This is a genomic window from Cytobacillus spongiae (assembly GCF_021390075.1).
Map to the genome: position 1 here is coordinate 1,611,383 of NZ_CP089997.1, position 20,553 is coordinate 1,631,935.

At 37.4% G+C, this 20,553-nt stretch carries 23 protein-coding genes; all 23 read left to right on the forward strand.

The window, feature by feature from the left end; genetic code table 11:
• Positions 1 to 548 precede the first annotated feature (548 nt).
• The 23 genes from trmFO to LS684_RS08290 all read left to right on the forward strand — a co-directional run bounded on the left by trmFO (position 549) and on the right by LS684_RS08290 (position 20,553).
• Positions 549 to 1,856, forward strand: coding sequence for an FADH(2)-oxidizing methylenetetrahydrofolate--tRNA-(uracil(54)-C(5))-methyltransferase TrmFO (gene trmFO, locus LS684_RS08180; RefSeq protein ID WP_233811118.1), 1,308 nt, complete (start codon positions 549 to 551; stop codon positions 1,854 to 1,856).
• A 62-nt stretch (positions 1,857 to 1,918) separates the two neighbouring features.
• Positions 1,919 to 2,821 carry a tyrosine recombinase XerC gene (gene xerC / locus LS684_RS08185; RefSeq protein WP_233811119.1) on the forward strand — a complete coding sequence of 301 codons (903 nt, stop codon included), beginning with the start codon at positions 1,919 to 1,921 and terminating at the stop codon, positions 2,819 to 2,821.
• A gap of 23 nt (positions 2,822 to 2,844) precedes the next feature.
• Positions 2,845 to 3,387, forward strand: a complete 543-nt coding sequence (gene hslV / locus LS684_RS08190) for an ATP-dependent protease subunit HslV (RefSeq protein ID WP_233811120.1) — start codon at positions 2,845 to 2,847, stop codon at positions 3,385 to 3,387.
• A gap of 16 nt (positions 3,388 to 3,403) precedes the next feature.
• Complete coding sequence (gene hslU, locus LS684_RS08195; protein WP_233811121.1) at positions 3,404 to 4,807, forward strand: ATP-dependent protease ATPase subunit HslU; 1,404 nt, start codon at positions 3,404 to 3,406, stop codon at positions 4,805 to 4,807.
• Positions 4,808 to 5,008: 201 nt separating this feature from the next.
• Positions 5,009 to 5,788, forward strand: a complete 780-nt coding sequence (codY, locus tag LS684_RS08200; protein WP_233811122.1) for a GTP-sensing pleiotropic transcriptional regulator CodY — start codon at positions 5,009 to 5,011, stop codon at positions 5,786 to 5,788.
• A gap of 702 nt (positions 5,789 to 6,490) precedes the next feature.
• On the forward strand, positions 6,491 to 6,883 hold the full coding sequence (gene flgB / locus LS684_RS08205) for a flagellar basal body rod protein FlgB (protein ID WP_233811123.1): 393 nt from the start codon (positions 6,491 to 6,493) through the stop codon (positions 6,881 to 6,883).
• 2 nt (positions 6,884 to 6,885) lie between these two features.
• Entirely contained in the window at positions 6,886 to 7,344 is a 459-nt protein-coding gene (flgC, locus tag LS684_RS08210) for a flagellar basal body rod protein FlgC (RefSeq protein WP_233811124.1), read from the forward strand.
• 13 nt (positions 7,345 to 7,357) lie between these two features.
• Entirely contained in the window at positions 7,358 to 7,672 is a 315-nt protein-coding gene (fliE, locus tag LS684_RS08215) for a flagellar hook-basal body complex protein FliE (RefSeq protein WP_432418819.1), read from the forward strand.
• A gap of 63 nt (positions 7,673 to 7,735) precedes the next feature.
• Positions 7,736 to 9,328, forward strand: coding sequence for a flagellar basal-body MS-ring/collar protein FliF (gene fliF, locus LS684_RS08220; RefSeq protein WP_233811125.1), 1,593 nt, complete (start codon positions 7,736 to 7,738; stop codon positions 9,326 to 9,328).
• 11 nt (positions 9,329 to 9,339) lie between these two features.
• The gene (gene fliG / locus LS684_RS08225; protein WP_233811126.1) at positions 9,340 to 10,356 is read left to right on the forward strand and encodes a flagellar motor switch protein FliG; all 1,017 of its coding nucleotides are present in this window, start codon (positions 9,340 to 9,342) and stop codon (positions 10,354 to 10,356) included.
• Positions 10,340 to 11,122: a flagellar assembly protein FliH gene (gene fliH / locus LS684_RS08230; protein ID WP_349293112.1), complete on the forward strand. Its 783-nt coding sequence runs from the start codon at positions 10,340 to 10,342 to the stop codon at positions 11,120 to 11,122. The genes fliG and fliH overlap by 17 nt, the downstream gene beginning before the upstream one ends.
• A 2-nt stretch (positions 11,123 to 11,124) precedes the next feature.
• Positions 11,125 to 12,444, forward strand: a complete 1,320-nt coding sequence (gene fliI, locus LS684_RS08235; protein WP_233811576.1) for a flagellar protein export ATPase FliI — start codon at positions 11,125 to 11,127, stop codon at positions 12,442 to 12,444.
• On the forward strand, positions 12,444 to 12,887 hold the full coding sequence (gene fliJ / locus LS684_RS08240; protein WP_233811577.1) for a flagellar export protein FliJ: 444 nt from the start codon (positions 12,444 to 12,446) through the stop codon (positions 12,885 to 12,887). Before fliI ends, fliJ begins: the two co-directional genes overlap by 1 nt.
• 8 nt (positions 12,888 to 12,895) lie before the next feature.
• Complete coding sequence (locus LS684_RS08245) at positions 12,896 to 13,498, forward strand: MotE family protein (RefSeq protein WP_233811128.1); 603 nt, start codon at positions 12,896 to 12,898, stop codon at positions 13,496 to 13,498.
• A gap of 36 nt (positions 13,499 to 13,534) precedes the next feature.
• Entirely contained in the window at positions 13,535 to 14,770 is a 1,236-nt protein-coding gene (locus tag LS684_RS08250; RefSeq protein WP_233811129.1) for a flagellar hook-length control protein FliK, read from the forward strand.
• Positions 14,771 to 14,775: 5 nt separating this feature from the next.
• Entirely contained in the window at positions 14,776 to 15,426 is a 651-nt protein-coding gene (flgD, locus tag LS684_RS08255) for a flagellar hook assembly protein FlgD (protein ID WP_233811130.1), read from the forward strand.
• A 17-nt stretch (positions 15,427 to 15,443) separates the two neighbouring features.
• Positions 15,444 to 15,833 (forward strand): TIGR02530 family flagellar biosynthesis protein, encoded by a 390-nt coding sequence (locus LS684_RS08260; RefSeq protein WP_233811131.1) that lies wholly within the window; start codon positions 15,444 to 15,446, stop codon positions 15,831 to 15,833.
• 80 nt (positions 15,834 to 15,913) lie between these two features.
• Positions 15,914 to 17,179, forward strand: a complete 1,266-nt coding sequence (gene flgF / locus LS684_RS08265) for a flagellar basal-body rod protein FlgF (protein WP_233811132.1) — start codon at positions 15,914 to 15,916, stop codon at positions 17,177 to 17,179.
• A gap of 48 nt (positions 17,180 to 17,227) precedes the next feature.
• Positions 17,228 to 17,446 carry a flagellar FlbD family protein gene (locus tag LS684_RS08270; RefSeq protein WP_233811133.1) on the forward strand — a complete coding sequence of 73 codons (219 nt, stop codon included), beginning with the start codon at positions 17,228 to 17,230 and terminating at the stop codon, positions 17,444 to 17,446.
• A complete protein-coding gene (fliL, locus tag LS684_RS08275) occupies positions 17,436 to 17,864 on the forward strand; it encodes a flagellar basal body-associated protein FliL (RefSeq protein WP_233811134.1) in 429 nt (142 codons plus the stop codon). The genes LS684_RS08270 and fliL overlap by 11 nt, the downstream gene beginning before the upstream one ends.
• Positions 17,865 to 17,906: 42 nt before the next feature.
• Positions 17,907 to 18,905 carry a flagellar motor switch protein FliM gene (gene fliM / locus LS684_RS08280; protein WP_233811135.1) on the forward strand — a complete coding sequence of 333 codons (999 nt, stop codon included), beginning with the start codon at positions 17,907 to 17,909 and terminating at the stop codon, positions 18,903 to 18,905.
• Positions 18,895 to 20,169: a flagellar motor switch phosphatase FliY gene (gene fliY / locus LS684_RS08285; protein ID WP_233811136.1), complete on the forward strand. Its 1,275-nt coding sequence runs from the start codon at positions 18,895 to 18,897 to the stop codon at positions 20,167 to 20,169. The genes fliM and fliY overlap by 11 nt, the downstream gene beginning before the upstream one ends.
• Positions 20,170 to 20,190: 21 nt before the next feature.
• Positions 20,191 to 20,553, forward strand: a complete 363-nt coding sequence (locus LS684_RS08290) for a response regulator (protein WP_233811137.1) — start codon at positions 20,191 to 20,193, stop codon at positions 20,551 to 20,553.

Consider the following 20,553-nt stretch of genomic DNA (forward strand, 5'->3'; position numbering starts at 1 on the left):
TATATCAATATAATGATCTTGCAGACTGTTGGAAATTCTGTGGGGAGTCTAATACGTGTTTTGAAATGAGATACATCAGAAGTTATGTGACATGAACGCTTGCGTATTTCCTTCATTTTCGAGATTTTCAAACTCTCTCTTTTCTAATGAGCTAAGTTATGTTTTAATAAATTGTTGGACTTTTAACTTATTGCTGCTATGTGAAAGATAGCGACAGTGAGAAGTAGATTTCGGTGGATTTCTGAACAAAACCTATATTTCCAATTCTGTTTTCACAATAACAGAATAAGCAAGATCCTTTTTTATTTTTCATTCGTATTGTACAATGCAAGCTGAATGACAATCAATGAGAGGAAAAAGATCAAGCTATTTATTCTATTGGCTACTTCTTTCAATTTTGCTCTCATATTTCTTTTGCAATGTGACTACATAGCTGAATTCAATGGACAAACTAAACACAAAGTGTTGTATGAAAGGTGAAATTGGAAATAAGAATAGATGATCAATGCCTATCAAATAATCATAAGTGCAACTGGAGGTACGTATAAATGAAGGAAACCGTAATTAATGTAATTGGAGCTGGACTAGCTGGAAGTGAAGCTGCATGGCAAATTGCTAAAAGAGGGCTGAAGGTCAATCTCTACGAAATGAGACCCGTTAAACAAACACCAGCACATCACACGGACAAATTTGCTGAACTTGTTTGTAGTAATTCATTGAGAGCTAATACACTTACTAACGCGGTCGGTGTATTGAAAGAAGAAATGCGAATGCTGGATTCAGTCATTATTCACTCAGCTGATGAGTGCGCTGTACCTGCCGGGGGAGCTTTAGCTGTAGATCGCCATGAGTTTGCGGAAAATGTGACAACTAAAGTGAAAAATCATCCGAATGTAACTGTCATTCATGAAGAAATTACGGAAATCCCTGAGGGGCCAACTGTAATTGCTACAGGTCCTTTAACAACAGAAGGATTATCCGTTCAAATTAAGCAACTAACTGGGGAAGATCACCTCTATTTTTATGACGCTGCTGCACCGATTTTAGAAAAAGACAGCATCAACATGGATGTAGCTTATCTGAAATCACGCTATGACAAAGGAGAAGCAGCGTATATTAATTGTCCTATGACCGAAGAACAATTTGAAAAATTTTATGAAGCATTAACAACGGCTGAAACCGTTCCTTTAAAAGAATTTGAAAAAGAAATCTTTTTCGAGGGATGCATGCCGATAGAGGTAATGGCAAGCCGCGGAAAGAAAACAATGTTATTTGGACCCATGAAGCCTGTTGGGCTAGAAGACCCTCGAACAGGCAAAAGACCATATGCCGTGGTACAATTGCGTCAAGATGATGCAGCTGGAACTTTATATAATATTGTAGGGTTTCAAACTCATTTGAAATGGGGCGCTCAAAAAGAGGTCATTCGCTTAATACCTGGGTTAGAAAATGCTGAAATCGTCCGTTATGGTGTCATGCACCGAAATACATTTATAAATTCACCAAAGGTGTTAAAGTCAACATATCAGTTTTTCGAAAGAGAAGATCTATTCTTTGCAGGTCAAATGACAGGTGTTGAGGGCTATGTGGAGTCCGCAGCTAGCGGTTTAGTAGCAGGAATCAACGCGGCGAGATTCGTTCAGGAAGAAAGCTTGCTGGAATTTCCTCATGAAACGGCGATTGGGAGTATGGCTCGATATATTACAACCGCGAATTCAAAAAACTTTCAACCAATGAATGCTAATTTTGGTTTGTTCCCAGATCTCCCTACGAAAATCAAAGGAAAAAAAGAACGTAATGAGATGCATGCAAATCGAGCATTGGAAACAATTCAGAACTTTGTGAAAAATTTGTAAATTTTCTTGCGTAGGCTACTAAATTGTGATAATATTTAGTAGCCCTTGTGAGGTGGAGAAAAATGTGTAAAGATGTGAAGATTTCATTACAATTATTCATTGAATATTTACAAATTGAAAAAAACTATTCATCATATACAATTGAACATTACCAATATGATATTAGGGATTTCTTTATGTTCATGAGTGAACAAGCTTTGCATTCTCTTGAAGATGTACAATATTTTGATGTGCGTGTATATCTAACTAAATTGTATGATCAAAAGCTTTCTAGGAAATCGGTTGCACGAAAAATTTCCAGCTTAAGAAGCTTTTATAAATTTTTAGTCAGAGAAAAGCTCGTCGAGGAGAACCCTTTTAATCTTGTCTCCATGCCAAAACAGGAGAAGAGATTCCCTGAATTTTTTTATGAAGAAGAATTAGTCGAATTATTTAAAGTATGTGAGAGCTCATCACCTTTAGATCAGCGAAATAGGGCCATTCTTGAACTCTTATACGCAACAGGAATCCGCATTAGCGAATGTACCCAAATTCAAATGAAAGATGTTGATCTATTTATTGATACCGTTCTTGTACATGGCAAAGGGAATAAAGATCGTTATGTTCCTTTTGGAAGCTTCGCACATGATGCATTGCAAACATACATAGAAAATGGAAGAAAAGCCCTCTTAGAGAATAAGCCACCCAATAGCTATTTGTTTGTCAATTATAGAGGTGGTCCATTAACTGCAAGAGGTGTTCGTAACATTCTAAATGAGATGATTAAGAAATCCACGTTAACTGGAAAAATTCATCCTCATAAATTAAGGCATACGTTTGCAACGCATTTGTTAAACAATGGAGCAGATATGAGAACTGTTCAAGAATTACTAGGGCATGTAAATTTGTCTTCTACACAAGTATATACTCATGTTACGAATGAATATTTACGAAAAACGTATATGACCCATCATCCGAGGGCATAGACTCCAATAAAGGAGGAATTACCATGTCTCAATTTCATGCAACGACGATCTTTGCCATTCAGCATAAAGGGAAATGTGCAATGGCAGGAGATGGTCAAGTAACTTTTGGAAATGCCGTTGTGATGAAACACACAGCGCGAAAAGTAAGAAAGTTATTTAATGGAAAAGTGTTAGCTGGTTTTGCGGGCTCTGTTGCAGATGCATTTACACTGTTTGAGATGTTTGAGGGTAAGCTAGAAGAGTATAATGGAAATTTGCAGCGAGCAGCCGTTGAGCTTGCCAAACAATGGAGAAGTGACAAAGTATTAAGAACACTTGAGGCGATGCTGATTGTTATGAATGAGAATCATTTGCTACTAATATCTGGTACGGGTGAGGTCATTGAACCAGATGACGGAATTCTAGCCATTGGCTCGGGCGGGAATTATGCCCTTTCTTCTGGGCGTTCATTAAAAAAGTATGCAGGTGAGCATTTAACTGCGAGAGAGATTGCAAAAGCATCATTAGAGGTTGCTGCAGAAATATGCGTCTACACAAACCATAATATCATTGTGGAAGAACTGTAATGGGAGGAAGGGTTATATGATGAAAGGAATGAACTTAACTCCAAGACAAATTGTAGAGCGTTTAAACCAACATATTGTGGGACAAAACGATGCAAAAAGAGCAGTAGCTGTTGCACTAAGGAATCGCTATCGTCGCAGTCTATTGGACGAGAGCATACGAGATGAAATCAATCCTAAGAACATATTAATGATGGGACCGACAGGTGTTGGGAAAACGGAAATCGCTAGAAGGATGGCAAAGCTAGTCGGAGCACCTTTTATTAAAGTGGAAGCGACGAAATTTACAGAGGTCGGATATGTAGGTAGAGATGTTGAATCAATGGTCAGAGATCTTGTCGAGACATCTGTTCGACTTGTCAAAGAAGAAAAGATGATGAGTGTAAAAGACTTAGCAGAATCACATGCAAATAAACGACTGGTAGATTTATTAGTTCCTTCTGCAAAAAAATCAACCGCCTATAAGAATCCATTAGAAATGTTATTTGGCGGTGGCAGCCAGCCGCCAGAGCCAGAAAACTCAACAGAAGACAACAGTTTGCACGAAAAGCGTAAGATCGTAAAAGAGAAATTAGCTCTTCTCGAACTAGAAGATGAATTAGTTACGGTCGAAGTAGAAGAACAACAGCCTTCAATGTTTGATATGCTTCAAGGTTCAGGAATGGAGCAAATGGGCATGAATATGCAGGATGCATTTAGCAATCTTATGCCTAAGAAAAAGAAAAAACGTAAGCTGACTGTAAGAGAAGCAAGAAAAGTACTTGCAAATGAAGAGGCCCAAAAGTTAATTGATATGGATGAAGTAACCCAAGAGGCGCTTTTCCGTGCAGAGCAAACGGGGATTATCTTCATAGATGAAATTGATAAAATCGCAAGCAAGAGTAGCGGGGGATCTTCGGCAGATGTTTCACGAGAAGGTGTACAAAGAGATATTTTGCCAGTTGTTGAAGGATCAACAGTAGTAACAAAGTATGGATCGGTTAAAACCGATCATGTTCTATTTATTGCAGCTGGAGCATTCCATATTGCTAAGCCTTCTGATCTGATACCAGAACTCCAAGGACGTTTTCCGATTCGTGTTGAGTTAACAAAGCTTACAGTCGACGATTTCTTTAGAATTCTCATCGAACCAGACAATGCACTTGTCAAGCAATATGAGGCCTTATTGGAAACAGAAGGTATACAAATTGAATTTTCTGACGAAGCTATTCGTAGAATTGCTGAAATTGCTTATGAAGTCAACCAAAATACCGATAATATAGGTGCAAGGAGATTGCATACGATACTTGAAAAGCTTCTAGAGGATCTTTCTTTTGAAGCGCCTGATATTACAATGGAAAAAATTATGATTACCCCACAATACGTCGAAGAAAAGCTAGGTGCCATTTCACGAAACAAAGATTTGAGCCAGTTTATTTTATAGCGAGTCCTTCTTGTCGATTGAATTTGTACGAATAATCAGGATGCACTCAATGAATGTCTAATTCTTTAATTGTTTAAGAAATGCTAAGATGGGTATATATGAACATTACTCCTTAAACCTTAGAAAATGATCTAGCTATGATCAAACTAGAAAAAAACATATGAATGACTTACTTGTCAAAGTAAATAGGAGGAAGAAACAATGGATTTATTATCAAAAACTAGAAGAATTAACGCTATGCTACAGAAGGCAGCTGGAAAGCCAGTGAATTTCAAAGAAATGTCAGAAACGCTAAGTGCTGTTATTGAAGCAAATATTTTTATCGTAAGTCGTCGCGGGAAGCTATTAGGCTTTGCTGTAAACCAACAAATTGAAAATGAACGCATGAAAAAAATGCTTGAAGATCGCCAGTTTCCAGAAGAATATACTAAGAACTTATTTAACATTCAAGAGACTTCGTCTAACTTAGATGTAGAAAGTGAATATACAGCATTCCCTGTAGAAAACAAAGATCTTTTCCGAAATGGATTAACAACCATTGTTCCTATCATCGGCGGGGGAGAAAGATTAGGTACATTAATTTTAGCTAGACTTCAAGAGCAATTCCATGATGATGACTTGATTCTTGGAGAGTATGGTGCAACTGTAGTTGGGATGGAAATCCTTCGTGAAAAAGCAGAAGAGATTGAAGAAGAAGCTCGTAGCAAAGCTGTTGTTCAAATGGCAATTAGTTCACTATCATATAGTGAATTAGAAGCGATTGAGCACATTTTTGAAGAGTTAAATGGAAAAGAAGGACTATTAGTAGCATCAAAAATTGCGGACCGTGTAGGAATTACAAGATCGGTTATCGTTAATGCACTTAGAAAACTAGAAAGTGCTGGTGTTATTGAGTCTCGCTCTCTAGGGATGAAAGGAACTTATATCAAAGTCCTTAATGATAAATTCTTAATGGAGTTAGAGAAGTTAAAAACAAACTAGAAATACATGATAATAGGCATACTTCCTTAGGGCTAAACCATAAGGAGTATGCCTTTTTTGTGTTTATGAAAATAAAAAATTTATCACTTGTTGATAATTACCTCGACATCCAGCTCGAACGCCTAGCCTCTCGAGGTCATAACTCAGGTAGATTGGAAGGAAAATAGGGCCTTCTATTTTAAACGAACTTATGCTTGGCATGCCTGACAGAGGCGCAATGCGCTTTTGTTCCTATAGTTAGTCATTTGGGATGATAAAAAAAACAGTTTTGTGGGTTTAGAAGAAGAAGATACCACATAAATAACAAAAAAATTACAAAAAAGGAATAGACAAAAAAGGACATTTTGTGACAAAATACACAGATAGTAGTCATAAAAAACAGTATGCATTAGACTGGATAAGGAAAAAGTTATGGTTAGTTAGGTATTATTACACAACCATTAAGAAATTGTAAAGCCACTATTAACTTCACTATTTTATATGGTATGATTCAAAATACTGTTCTTTTTTCAAGCATATGATTTGAAATGATATTCCATAAATTAGGTCTAATGAATCAGCAAAATCCACTTGTAACACATAGACATATTATTTCAATTTCATTACAATAGATATGTGATAATATATTTCGACGAAACCTAACTTTATTCTACAAAAAATACCATTTACACTATGTATATATCAATTTGTGAGGTGATTATTTTGAAATTGTTTTCCAATACGATAACAACGCTAGAAAGCGCGTTGAATTATTCCGCAACTAAACAAAAAGTCATCTCGCAAAATATTGCCAATGTTGACACGCCGAACTACAAAGCAAAGGATGTAAGTTTTAAAGCAGAACTGCAAGGCGCAATGGATTCTTTTCATGCGAATCGAACGGATCATCGTCATTTTGAATTTTCAAGTAATGGGTCAACAAATTCAACTATCGTGACAAAAAAGAATGTTGCATATAACGAGAATGGAAATAGCGTGGATATGGATAAGGAAATGTCAGATTTAGCGACAAATCAAATTTACTATAATGCATTGGTAGAGAGAATCAACGGGAAATTCTCTAGTCTACAAAATGTCATAAGGGGTGGAAAATAATTATGACAATGTTTCACAGCATGAATAACACAGCTTCAGCTCTAACAGCTCAACGATTAAGGATGGATGTCATTTCATCAAATATGGCGAATGTGGATTCCACAAGAGCGAAGTTGGTTAATGGTGAGTGGCAGCCATATCAACGTAAATCGGTTGTCTTACAGCCGAAAGAAGGGCAGTTTTCGTCTTTTTTACAAGTAGCAATGAACTCAAGCAGCAATGGGAATATAGGTAATGGGGTTAAGGTTTCCAAAATTGAAGAAGATAAAACTCCTTTTAAACTTGTTTTTGATCCAGAGCATCCAGATGCCAATGAAGAAGGATATGTACAAATGCCGAATGTAGATCCATTAAGAGAAATGGTCGACTTAATAAGTGCCACAAGATCCTATGAAGCCAATGTTACTGTCTTTAACGCTTCTAAAGGCATGATGATGAAAGCATTAGAAATAGGGAAGTAAGGGGTAGATTATGGTGAATAACGTTTCATTTCCTTCTATTAATCAAGTGATGAGCACAACAGGGCAAACTCAAAACAATACACGTACACATACACCTTTCGAAGCACAGGGGAAATTTGCGTCGGTATTAAAACAATCAATTGAAAAAGTTAACGAAGCACAAATTCAATCAGACGCAATGACAGAGAAGTTAGCTAGAGGTGAAAACGTAGACTTGCATCAAGTCATGATTACAAGCCAAAAGGCAAGTATTACATTGCAAACAACCTTGGAAGTTCGAAATAAAGTGGTCGAAGCATACCAAGAGATTATGAGAATGCAAGTTTAACAAAAATAGACTGCTTGCAATGAAAAACACCCGCTAAATTGACAGGATAACCGGAGGGTCATAATGAACGAATCGTTTCAGAAATATACAGCAAACATTAAAGAATATTGGGGATCTCGCACAAAAAAACAAAAGTTTGTTTTTTTTGGAACGTTTCTATTGTTAGTTGTTTTTGTCGCTATCATCTCTTTTTTTGCTACAAGAACAACACTTGTCCCTTTATATAGCAATCTGACACCCTCAGAAACTGGTGCGATTAAAGAAAGTCTAGATGGTAGAGGAATTCAATCTGAGATTGCTGATGGGGGAACAACAATAAAGGTTCCACAAGAATCTGTAGATACTCTAAAGGTAGAACTAGCTGCCGAAGGAATTCCGAAATCAGGTAGTATCGACTATTCTTTCTTTTCGCAAAATGCTGGTATCGGGGTAACTGAGAACGAATTTAATATGCAGAAGCTTGATGCGATGCAAACGGAATTATCAAATTTAATTAAAGGAATCGATGGGGTAAGTGATGCAAAGGTAATGATTACATTGCCTGAAAAAGGTGTTTTTATCAATGACGTTCAGGATACCGCTTCTGCGTCAATTGTATTAAATACAAAACCAGGCTATCAATTCGAAGAAAATCAAATCAAGGCATTGTATCACTTAGTTGCAAAAAGTGTCCCTAATCTTCCCACAGATAATATCGTCATAACCAATCAATTCTTTGAGTACTTTGACTTAAAAAATAATGAAAATTCTTCTAGTCATTCATTTACTGCTCAACATGAGATAAAAAAGGAAATCGAAAGAGATATTCAAAGACAAGTTCAAAGTATGCTTGGAACTCTCATGGGACAGGACAAGGTCGCCGTTTCTGTTACAGCAGATGTGGATTTCACACAAGAGAATCGTGAGGAAAATCTTGTGGAGCCTGTTGATCAAGAGAACATGGAAGGAATTACGATTAGCGCTCAAAAAATTACTGAAACATTTACAGGGAATGCTGATGCTGCTGCAGGGGGTGTCCCACAAGGGGAAGATCCGGCAGATTCATTAGGTGCTTCTTATATAGAAGGTGCGAATGGTAATGGCGATTACGAGAGAGTAGAAGAAACCATTAATAACGAAGTTAACAAGATTAGAAAAGAAATCGTTGAAAGCCCATATAAAATTAGAGATTTAGGGATTCAAGTAATGGTTGAGCCTCCTACAGCAGATGATCCTAACTCTTTGCCTCAGGAAAGGGTCGACGATATAACGAAAATGCTTAGCACGATTGTTCGTACAACTATTCATAAGGATGCTACGGTTGAAGAACTAACAGACGATGATATTCAAGATAAAGTGGTAGTATCTGTGCAACCGTTTAATGGAAAAGTAGAGTTTCCAGATAGCTCTACACCTGTAATCCCTTGGTGGGTTTATGCGATTGGTGGAGTATTATTAGCAATTATTGGCCTACTTATCTTCTTATTTATCCGAGCTCGTAAGAAAAATGAAGAGGAAGAATGGGTAGAGGAAAGAATCGAATCTGTTAGCATACCTGATGTGAATGAAGAGCAGGAGACAGAAGGGACTATGCGTAGAAAACAGCTTGAAAAAATGGCCAAGGATAAACCTGAAGAGTTTGCTAAGCTCCTAAGAACTTGGATTATTGAAGATTAGGGGGAAAGAAAATGGCCAAGAAAGATGATAAAGATTTATCAGGTAAGCAAAAGGCAGCCATCCTCTTAGTATCATTAGGGCCAGATGTAGCTGCATCCGTATATAAGCATTTATCTGAAGAAGAAATAGAAAAGTTAACACTTGAAATTTCAGGGGTCAAGAAAGTAGACACGATAGCAAAAGAGTCAATACTTGAAGAATTTCATAACATCGCCTTGGCACAGGACTATATTTCTCAAGGTGGAATTGGCTATGCTAAGACCGTTTTAGAAAAAGCCCTTGGATCAGAGCAAGCTTCTGCAATCATTAATCGGTTAACTTCTTCACTCCAAGTAAGACCGTTTGATTTTGCCCGAAAAGCTGATCCTGGTCAAATTTTGAACTTTATTCAAAATGAGCATCCACAAACGATCTCGTTAATCCTTTCGTATTTGGATGCTCCTCAAGCAGGTCAAATCCTATCTGAGCTACCACAAGAAATGCAAGCCGATATTGCTAGAAGGATTGCTGTAATGGACAGTACATCTCCAGAAATTATCAATGAAGTTGAACAGGTCCTAGAGAGGAAATTATCAGCCACTGTTACACAAGATTACACGCAGACAGGTGGAATTGAAGCAGTTGTTGATGTGTTAAATGGAGTGGACAGATCAACGGAACGAACCATTTTAGATGCTCTTGAAATTCAGGATCCAGAGTTAGCTGAAGAAATCAAAAAGAGAATGTTCGTATTCGAAGATATTGTTACATTGGATAATAAAGCTATTCAGCGTGTTATTAGAGATTGTGAAAACGAAGATCTTATGCTTTCTCTTAAAGTTTCTAGTGAGGAAGTTAAAGAGATTGTATTCAAAAATATGTCGTCTCGTATGGCGGAAACGTTTAGAGATGAAATGGAATTTATGGGTCCTGTACGCTTACGTGATGTGGAAGAAGCTCAATCCAGAATTGTTGGAGTCATTCGCCGCCTAGAAGAAGCAAATGAAATTGTCGTTGCTCGTGGTGGAGGAGATGATATTATTGTCTAGGCTGATTAAATCTCAATGGGCCCCTTCTGCCAAAAGTGAAAAAAAAGTCATATCCATAAAAAATATCCACCGGGATTTACCAGAATCGGATGCCATCGTTGAAGACTACTCAGTAGAAGTCCTCGAACAAGAACGAATGGAAATGATTAAATCTGTTCAAGAAGAAGCCAATCAAATCCTCCTAAAAGCTAATAAACAGGCGGAAGAGTTAGGGCATCATCTTCAACAAGAACGTCTTCAATTTGAAGAAGAAAAGCAAATGGTTTTAGAACAAACCAAACAAGAGGGATATCAGCAAGGTTTGAACCATGGTAGGGAAGCAGGCTATCAAGAATATCGAGAGACCATTGAGTTTGCAAAAGGAATTGTTGAGTCTTCTAAAAAAGACTACCTTACTAAAATAGATTCCTCTGACAAAACGATCCTTGATATAGGATTGAAGGTTGCGGAAAGAATTTTAGGGAAGCGGATCGAGGAAGATCAACAAAGCTTTCTAGCAATAGTGAAACGAGCGATCAAGGAAGCGCGGGATTATAGAGAGGTACAATTGCATGTTCACCCAGTACAGTACGGCTACCTTTTATCACAAAAAGAAGAACTCATGTCTATATTTCCTCGTGAAATAGATTTTTACATTTTTCCAGACGAAGACTTAGTGGAAAATGCTTGTGTGATAGAGTCACCTAATGGACGAATAGATGCGAGTGTCAATAGTCAGTTAGAAGAAATAAAACGAAAGCTGTTTGAAGTGCTGGAGAGTGAATGAGAATGATGATAAATGAGCTTTTAGAGCGGATAGACCAATTAGACACATTCAAAAGATATGGACGAGTAAAGCGTGTGGTCGGCTTGATGATTGAGTCTCAAGGTCCAGAAAGTTCCATTGGCGATGTTTGTATCATTCATGTCGGTCAAAATCAAAAACGAAAAATTCAGGCAGAGGTTGTTGGATTTAAAGATGAGAATGTAATCTTGATGCCTTACACTTCCGTAAGTGATATATCACCAGGGAGTTTAGTAGAAGCAACATTAAACCCACTTCAAGTAAAAGTAGGAAGCGGTTTAGTTGGTCAAGTAATCGATTCACTTGGACAACCTTTGGATGGTTCCCTCTTACCAAAAGGATTAACCTCAGTACCGACTGACCAAGCACCACCAAACCCGATGAGTCGACCACCAATAACCGAGCCTATAAATGTGGGGGTTCGAATGATTGATAGTCTCCTTACAGTAGGAAATGGCCAAAGGGTAGGGATATTTGCTGGAAGTGGTGTAGGAAAGAGCACTCTATTAGGAATGATTGCACGAAATACAACAGCCGATATTAATGTAATTGGCTTAATAGGAGAGCGTGGCAGAGAAGTACGTGAATTTATCGAGAGAGACCTCGGCCCAGAAGGCCTTAAGAAGTCGATTGTCGTTGTTGCAACATCCGATCAGCCAGCACTTATGAGAATTAAAGGTGCATTTACAGCTACTGCGATTGCAGAGTATTTCCGTGATAAGGGACTAAATGTCATGATGATGATGGATTCAGTAACCCGAGTAGCAATGGCACAACGTGAAGTTGGCTTAGCAATTGGTGAGCCTCCAACCACAAAAGGATATACACCTTCTGTTTTTGCCATATTACCTAAATTACTTGAGCGGACTGGTACAAATGAACATGGCTCCATCACGTCCTTTTATACAGTGTTAGTTGATGGGGATGATATGAATGAACCAATTGCTGACACTGTCCGTGGAATTTTAGATGGTCATTTTGTCCTTGATCGAGCGTTAGCAAATAAAGGGCAGTACCCCGCTGTAAATGTCCTAAAAAGCGTAAGTCGTGTTATGAACCATATTGTTCCGACCATGCATAAAGAAGCTGCAGAGAAGTTAAGAGAGTTATTAAGTACCTATATTAATTCTGAGGATTTAATCAACATAGGGGCGTATAAGAGGGGCTCAAGTGTTGAAATTGATGAGGCGATTCGGCTGTATCCAGAAATTATTTCATTCCTAAAACAAAGTACGGATGAACGGACTGCTATACAAGAAAGTGTTGAAAGCTTATATCGCTTAATAGGAAAAGGTGGTCAATGATGCAATACCAATTCAAATTCGATAAATTATTGTCTATTAAAGAACGAGAAAAAGATGATGCATTCTCCGTTTACAATGATTCAGTAAAGAAATTTGAAGAAGTTGCTGAAAAATTATATGAACTATTAAAGAAAAAGGAAGATCTGGAATTACATCAATCTTCAAAGCTAGTTAATGGCCTACCTGTTCAAGAAATTAAGCATTTTCAACACTTTATTAGCAATTTAGAGAAGTCTATTTCCCATTATCAAAAGATGGTCATAAATGCACGTAATCGAATGACCTTTTATCAAGAAAAGCTGATGGAAAAAAATATTGAAGTGAAAAAATACGAAAAGATTAAAGAGAAAGATTTTCAAAATTTTATCACTGAACTGAAAATGGTTGAAGGCAAACAAATGGACGATATATCGATACAGCATTTTATGAACCGTGGAAGTTAGGTGGTCATATGGAAAAAGAGATAGAAGAAAAAGAAGGTAAGAAATACAATAAATTCCAATGGTTTTTGGTCGCATTTCTGATACCGGTACTTTTTGCTGTTACAGTAGCATTAATTGTCTCAACTGTTGCAGGATTTAACGTATTTGAACTTGCAAAGGAGTACGGAAGCAAAGTACCAATTTTATCTTCAATCATTCCAGCAGATGAGACGAAGTCATTGGAGAAACTTGAAGATCATATGATTGAGTTGCAAGGTCAGATCAAGGATAGAGAAGCAAAAATCTCAAAATTAGAAACAGATATAGATACTAAAGATAAAGAAGTAGAAAGAGTAAAGCTTGAAAAGGAACAGCTACAAAAGCAAATAGACGAACTGGTAGCCATCCAAGAAGAAAATAAACGTGCTTTTAAAGACATTATTAAAACATATGAGACCATATCTCCTAAAAAATCGGCACCAATTATCACAAGCATGACAGATGATGAAGCAATAAAAATTCTAACAAATATTAAAGCTGAAACATTAGCAGGTATTATGGAAAATATGCCTCCAGAAGACGCAGCAAGGTTTACTGAATTGTTGACAAGTGAAAGTGCGCGAGGCAATTAATTGGGTGTCTATTTGAAAGGAGGTGAAAAAATTAAAGTGGAAATTGGAAGTTTAGGATTTATTAATACAATCGTTTCAAATAGCGAAAAGTCCAACTCACCATCAGAAGGCTCAAGCTTTAATAGTTTATTTGGCCATGCGATATTAAATGGATTACCTATGAAAGAAGTAACTGAAATGCCTCAATCCTTAATGAATGGTATTTCACAACCGGATGGGTTCGAATTATTAGCGTTCCTTCAAACGGAGGATGTATTAGATCTCGATGGTGGGATGAAGTTGTTAGACCAAGTATTATCTTCAGCAAACCCTGAATTAATGAAGATGATTCAGGAATTCTTAGGGATAAATGATTCGGAGCTTGAAAAGATGGTCGAATCATTAAACTTATTTTTAGAAATTCAATCAACTTCTAAAGAACAAATCGAAAAAGAGATTGAACCGCTTGAGGCAATCATGAATTTTGTCTCTCAACAAAACATAAGTCCTCAAGAGCCAATGATGACGAAAGAATTTTCACAGGTTGTAAAAGTAGTGAAGTTATTTGAATTGCTATCACAGCATCAAAATATGTCAAATGATTCCCGTACCGATTTAAAAGAATGGGTACAACGAATGACTGAAAAGCTCGATTTATTACTGAAGGGATCATCAAATAATGAACGGCTTGATTACCTTCAAAAAACGTTCAAAGCGGTTGCATCAGATCTGAAAAATGGTGTGTTGTCTACAAATGAAAATCAAGTTCAACTAGTTTCAAAATTAGAGATGATGAACGGAATTCCTTATCAACTACAGCAAATGTCGAAGCCAGAGCAACTTACACTTATGCTTGATAAATCAAAACCGGTATCTGCTGAACAGTTAATCCAGCAATTCGAGAATATACTATCGAAGAGTAAATTTACCAATGTAGGCGGTACGCAAAAATTATTTATTAAGTTAAATCCAGAGCATTTAGGGTCATTAAGAGTAGAGTTAATTCAAAAAGATTCTCAGCTTATGGCCAGAATTCTCACAACTACAGGTACAGCGAAAGAAACACTAGACTCGCAAATCAATGCCTTGAAAAATGCATTTAGTTCTCAAAATATCCAAGTAGAGAAAATTGAGATCTCGCAGCAATCCTTTCAGCAAGAACGTTTCTTAAATAAAGAAAATCAACAGCACCAACAGCAAAAGCAGGAAAAACAGCCTGACACAGCTCAAACATCTACAGAGGATGAAGGAAAGCAATCTTTTGAAGAGACCTTATTAAGTATTGAAGTATAAGGGAAGTGGGATATTTGGCAAACTCAGTCGATACATCATTGATGTTATCAACCTATCAGCAGAAACAGCGTAAAGCAAATACAGATATTTTAGGAAAAGACGATTTCTTAAAAATATTAATGACTCAATTACAAAACCAAGACCCTCTAAACCCGATGGAAGATAAAGATTTTATCGCACAAATGGCCACTTTTTCAAGTCTTGAACAAATGACGAACATGGCACAGTCAATTGAAAAGTTTATTGAAGTTCAAGAACAAAGCAAATTGATTTCTTATAGTGAATTTGTTGGAAGAGAAATTACTTGGCATAAGCTAATTGAATCTGAGGATCCATCTAAAGAACCTAAAGTAGTAGAAGGAACTGGAAAAGTTAAGGCGATTCAATTTAAAGATAATACAGTTCAGTTTTTACTTGAGGATGGGACAATTCTTGAACCTGGTAATATTTCGAAGATTAACGAGGTATCAGCCGATAACGGGTTGCTTCAAGCAAGTATGTTAATAGGAAAGACGGTTACGTATGTAAATGATAAACAAGAAGAAGTGACTGCTGTTGTAAAATCAGCTTCATTTAAAAATGGGAAAACATTGTTTCAACTAAATGACGCAGCTGAAACAAGTATTACTTCATCCCAAATCACTAAAATTGAATAAATAAAGGAAGTGGCTGGATGAATAAGCCGATCTATCGTCCGATTCAAACACAGCCAGTAACACCCTATCAAGTTTCACATGCTAAGGAAAAACAGGTTAGCAATCAATCATTCTCAAATCATTTTCAAGCAGCTTTACTCACACCAACGAGTCGGCTAACCATTAGTAAGCATGCAAATGAGAGATTAGTTCAAAGGAATATTCTGATCAATGAGAAGCAATGGACAACTATCGAAAGTAAAGTCCAGGAAGCAAAGAAAATGGGTGTGAAAGAATCATTAGTATTATTAAAGGATGCAGCTCTAATAATTAGCGCAAAAAATAATACGGTGATTACGGCTATGGATCGACAAGAAGCGTCGTCGCAAATTTTCACTAACATTAACGGGACGATTGTACTAGAATAATAGAAGAGGCTGGACCTAATAAGGAAGCCTAAGCTGTGGACCGATTGAAGCAGCTCAAATTGAAAGGAGAACAATCATACATGCTACGTTCAATGTACTCTGGAATAAGCGGAATGAAGAATTTCCAAACAAAGTTAGACATCATAGGGAATAATATTGCTAACGTAAATACATTCGGATACAAAAAAGGTCGCGTAACATTCAAAGATACAATGAACCAAACGATTTCAGGTGCATCTGCAGCACAAGATAACCGCGGAGGGAAAAACCCAATGCAGGTCGGACTAGGAACAACCCTTGCGACGATCGATACCATCCATACGCAATCAAGCTTACAAACAACGGGACGTCCGCTAGACCTCGCAATTTCGGGAGATGGGTATTTTATCGTAAGCCAAGGCAATGCTCAGTTTTATACAAGAGCAGGGAACTTTTATTTAGATGATAATGGTTCATTAGTAACGGGAGATGGATTAAAGGTCCAAGCATATAAATTTGATGCTACAGGCAATCGTACGAATACCTATGGAGATGTTGCGGTAAATGTGAACGCTGTACTACCTTCAGTGACGACAAATAAAATGACATTTACTGATAATCTTTCTTCAGCATCTACTACAGGGTCAGTTTATACCCAGCAAATTGAAGTAATTGATAAGTCAGGTAAGCCACACAAACTGGATGTCAATTTTAAGAAAGTTTCAGCAACAACTTGGGAGGCTTATATTAACAAGGATCCTAACGCTACACCTGCACCGGTAGCTGATACTACGATTACATTTGATGGAGCAGGAAAGTTTGTTTCAAATACGACATCCGCTACAGTCCTTGCTGATAGTAATGCAGACACATTTACTGAGTATGTGTTTGACGTAAATGGTGATAGTCCTGGAACAACAACTGACGATTTAAGAATTAACCTTGATTTTACTAAATTGACTCAATTATCTGGGCCAACTTCAGCATTCGTAAATCCTGATGGTAACACAGAAGGTGCGTTAGAGAGCTTTAACATTGGAGCGCTAGGGGAGATTAACGGTGTCTATTCAAATGGACTGGTAATCACTTTAGGCCAATTAGCTCTAGCGAAGTTTAGTAATCCTTCAGGGTTATCTAAAGCGGGAACGAACCTTTTCCAAGAGTCTATTAACTCAGGGACAGCGAATATCTCAATTCCTGGTGAAGGTCGAGGATCGATTGCAGCAGGTTCTCTAGAAATGTCAAATGTTGATTTGTCTGAAGAATTCACAGAAATGATTACAGCTCAGCGTGGATTCCAGGCCAATACACGTATTATTACAACTTCTGATGAGATTCTGCAAGAACTAGTAAACTTAAAACGATAGGCTAAGGGAGGGACAGGGTTAAGGTCCAAGCCTTAACCCTGAAATTGATTGATTAAAGTTACTCGGTTAAATGGGAAAAGCTTTATGATTAATGCAATTTATATTGAAACAATTGAGTCCTTTCCAGATACAACCATTACGTTAACGAATGGGAAAAAATATGTCGTGAAGGAAGCAGAAGATGTAGTGTATGAGCGGATTAATCATTTCTACAAATCTGTCAATCTTCTAGGGCAGCATTTGGAGGGGGATGAAAATGAAGAATAATAAGCTATTAATGATCATGATAATATTGCTTGTTGCAATTACATTGGTAGGTGCAATCGCCCTCGTTGTCGTTTTGAAATTTACTGGAGATGATGCAGCTAAGGAGCCAACGATTGATGAAGTGTTAGAGGCATCAGTAGATATTCCGGAGATCACAACTAATTTAGCAACAGATGACTTTATACGTATTTCTTTTAAAATCCAAACAGATAGCAAGAAAGCAAAAGAAGAATTGGAAAAGCGTGATTTTCAAGTTAAGAATATCATTATTCAAGAGCTTTCCGAAATGAAGGCAGAAGAGCTTCAAGGCAAGGATGGGAAAGTTAAGCTTCAAGATGACTTGAAAACCAAGATAAATGAGGTCATGCAAGAAGGAAAGATTGAGATGGTGTATATTACACAGGCTCTCCTCCAATAAAAAATAAACGAATATAAATAACTGATATGGAGGTGAGTTTTCATGTCTGGAGAGGTTCTGTCTCAAAGTGAAATTGATGCCCTGTTATCTGCGTTATCAACAGGTGAAATGGATGCTGACGAGTTAAAAAAGGAGCAATCAGAAAAGAAAGTTAAAGTTTATGATTTCAAACGAGCATTACGCTTTTCAAAGGATCAAATCCGAAGCCTAACTCGTATTCATGAAAACTTTGCAAGATTGCTGACCACATATTTCTCTGCTCAGCTAAGAACCTATGTTCAAATAAGTGTGGCATCTGCTGACCAAATTCCCTATGAGGAATTTATCCGTTCGATTCCTAAAATGACCATTCTAAATGTTTTTGAAGTTCCTCCACTAGATGGCAGAATCTTAATGGAGGTTAACCCCAATATTGCTTATGCGATGATGGATCGAATGATGGGTGGCCGTGGGACCAGCGTGAATAAAGTGGAAAACCTGACAGAAATAGAAACAAAAATTATGTCGAATTCCTTTGAGCGTGCATTTGATAACTTACGAGAAGCATGGGAGACGATTGCAGATATCGATCCGCTTTTAACGGATTTTGAAGTGAACCCACAATTTTTACAAATGGTCTCTCCAAATGAAACGGTTGTCGTAATCTCTTTAAACACAACGATTGGGGAAACAAGCGGAATGATTAATATTTGTATCCCACATGTTGTATTGGAGCCGATTATCCCGAAACTATCTGTTCACTACTGGATGCAAACAGATAAAAAAGATAGAGAACCACAAGAGATGATGCTGCTTGAGAAAAACATTCATAAAGCAGATGTATGGGTAAAGGCTGAACTTGGATACTCTGATATTTCTATTCAAGATTTCTTAATGCTTGATGTAGGAGATGTCATTGAGCTAGATCAAACGATAGAAGATCCATTGACAATAAAAGTAGGAGATATTCCGAAATTCATTGGACAGCCTGGGAAAGTTAACAAGAAATTAGCCATCCAAATATTAGATACATTCAAGGGGGGAGACGACGATGGTGAGTGATGACATGCTCTCTCAAGATGAGATTGATGCTCTATTACGTGGGTCTGATGATGACAACGAAGAAATAAATGAAATTGAATTTAACGTCGAAGATTATCTTTCTTCGATGGAACAAGATGCATTAGGTGAAATTGGTAACATCTCATTTGGAAGCTCTGCCACTGCATTATCCACCTTATTAAATCAAAAGGTAGATATTACAACACCTACTGTCTCAGTAATTCCAAGAAGCATGCTTTCAGAAGAATTTCCGCATCCATATGTAGCGATTCATGTTAGCTATACGGAAGGTTTTTCCGGATCCAATTTACTAGTAATAAAGCAAAGTGATGCAGCGATCATAGCTGACTTAATGCTTGGAGGGGATGGATTAAACCCAGCAGAATTAATGGGAGAAATTCAATTAAGTGCCGTCCAAGAAGCTATGAATCAGATGATGGGTTCATCGGCGACTTCTATGTCAACCATTTTTAGTAAAAAAGTAGATATATCTCCACCTTCCATTGATATTTTAGATGTACAGCATGGAGAGGGAACGGAAAAGATTCCAATAGATGATATGTTAGTAAAAGTCTCTTTTCGTTTAAAAATAGGAGAACTCATAGATTCAAGCATCATGCAGCTTCTTCCACTTGAATTCGCTAAAAGCTTAGTCAATGAATTGTTGAATCCGGGTGTTCAAACACCAGAGGAACCAGCTAAAATAGAAGAGACGCCAATAACGAACTCTAGCACACAAGTAGCATCAAATCATACGCAACCAGAGCAGCCTATATATAACGATATGAACCCAAGTGGGATGGGACAACACCCTTCAGCACCAATGAATTCATCCTACGGTTATGGGCAACAACCACCACAAGGTGGACAAATGCCTCCGCAAAATATGAATTATTTTAATGGTCCACAGCATTTTGGTTCTGCTTATCCTGGTGGAGAACAACCGAATGTTCAACCTGCTGTATTCTCTAATTTCGAATCATATCCTTTACAGGAATCAGAAACGAAGAATTTAAATATGCTACTAGACATCCCTTTACAAGTAACAGTTGAACTAGGGAGAACGAAGCGCTCAGTAAAGGAGATTTTAGAGCTTTCATCAGGTTCTATTATTGAATTAGATAAATTAGCTGGCGAGCCTGTTGATATTCTCGTCAATAATCGTTTAATTGCTAAGGGCGAAGTGGTTGTCATTGATGAAAACTTCGGTGTTCGAGTAACAGATATTGTGAGTCAATCTGACCGTTTGAAAAAATTAAAATAATACTTGGAGGTATAATTTTTTATGGCACACAAAGTACTAATCGTAGATGATGCAGCTTTTATGAGAATGATGATTAAAGATATCTTATCGAAAAATGGATATGACGTAGTTGGTGAAGCTGCTGATGGTGCACAAGCTGTAGAGAAATATAAAGAAACTCAGCCAGACTTAGTCACTATGGATATTACCATGCCAGAAATGGATGGGATTACTGCATTAAAGGAAATTAAGAAATTAAATCCCAATGCTAAAATTATAATGTGCTCTGCAATGGGGCAGCAGGCGATGGTTATTGATGCAATTCAAGCAGGGGCAAAGGATTTTATTGTCAAACCATTCCAGGCAGATCGTGTATTGGAGGCAATCGCCAAAACTTTAAGCTAG

What these genes read in the sequence shown, in the direction of transcription:
- fliM (WP_233811135.1), top strand. Translation starts at nt 17,907, where the DNA reads ATGTCTGGAGAGGTTCTGTCTCAAAGTGAAATTGATGCCCTGTTATCT.
- hslU (WP_233811121.1), top strand. Translation starts at nt 3,404, where the DNA reads ATGATGAAAGGAATGAACTTAACTCCAAGACAAATTGTAGAGCGTTTA.
- trmFO (WP_233811118.1), top strand. Translation starts at nt 549, where the DNA reads ATGAAGGAAACCGTAATTAATGTAATTGGAGCTGGACTAGCTGGAAGT.
- fliH (WP_349293112.1), top strand. Translation starts at nt 10,340, where the DNA reads ATGATATTATTGTCTAGGCTGATTAAATCTCAATGGGCCCCTTCTGCC.
- codY (WP_233811122.1), top strand. Translation starts at nt 5,009, where the DNA reads ATGGATTTATTATCAAAAACTAGAAGAATTAACGCTATGCTACAGAAG.
- fliG (WP_233811126.1), top strand. Translation starts at nt 9,340, where the DNA reads ATGGCCAAGAAAGATGATAAAGATTTATCAGGTAAGCAAAAGGCAGCC.
- xerC (WP_233811119.1), top strand. Translation starts at nt 1,919, where the DNA reads ATGTGTAAAGATGTGAAGATTTCATTACAATTATTCATTGAATATTTA.
- fliJ (WP_233811577.1), top strand. Translation starts at nt 12,444, where the DNA reads ATGCAATACCAATTCAAATTCGATAAATTATTGTCTATTAAAGAACGA.
- hslV (WP_233811120.1), top strand. Translation starts at nt 2,845, where the DNA reads ATGTCTCAATTTCATGCAACGACGATCTTTGCCATTCAGCATAAAGGG.
- flgF (WP_233811132.1), top strand. Translation starts at nt 15,914, where the DNA reads ATGCTACGTTCAATGTACTCTGGAATAAGCGGAATGAAGAATTTCCAA.
- fliL (WP_233811134.1), top strand. Translation starts at nt 17,436, where the DNA reads ATGAAGAATAATAAGCTATTAATGATCATGATAATATTGCTTGTTGCA.
- LS684_RS08245 (WP_233811128.1), top strand. Translation starts at nt 12,896, where the DNA reads ATGGAAAAAGAGATAGAAGAAAAAGAAGGTAAGAAATACAATAAATTC.
- flgC (WP_233811124.1), top strand. Translation starts at nt 6,886, where the DNA reads ATGACAATGTTTCACAGCATGAATAACACAGCTTCAGCTCTAACAGCT.
- LS684_RS08290 (WP_233811137.1), top strand. Translation starts at nt 20,191, where the DNA reads ATGGCACACAAAGTACTAATCGTAGATGATGCAGCTTTTATGAGAATG.
- fliF (WP_233811125.1), top strand. Translation starts at nt 7,736, where the DNA reads ATGAACGAATCGTTTCAGAAATATACAGCAAACATTAAAGAATATTGG.
- LS684_RS08260 (WP_233811131.1), top strand. Translation starts at nt 15,444, where the DNA reads ATGAATAAGCCGATCTATCGTCCGATTCAAACACAGCCAGTAACACCC.
- fliI (WP_233811576.1), top strand. Translation starts at nt 11,125, where the DNA reads ATGATGATAAATGAGCTTTTAGAGCGGATAGACCAATTAGACACATTC.
- fliY (WP_233811136.1), top strand. Translation starts at nt 18,895, where the DNA reads ATGGTGAGTGATGACATGCTCTCTCAAGATGAGATTGATGCTCTATTA.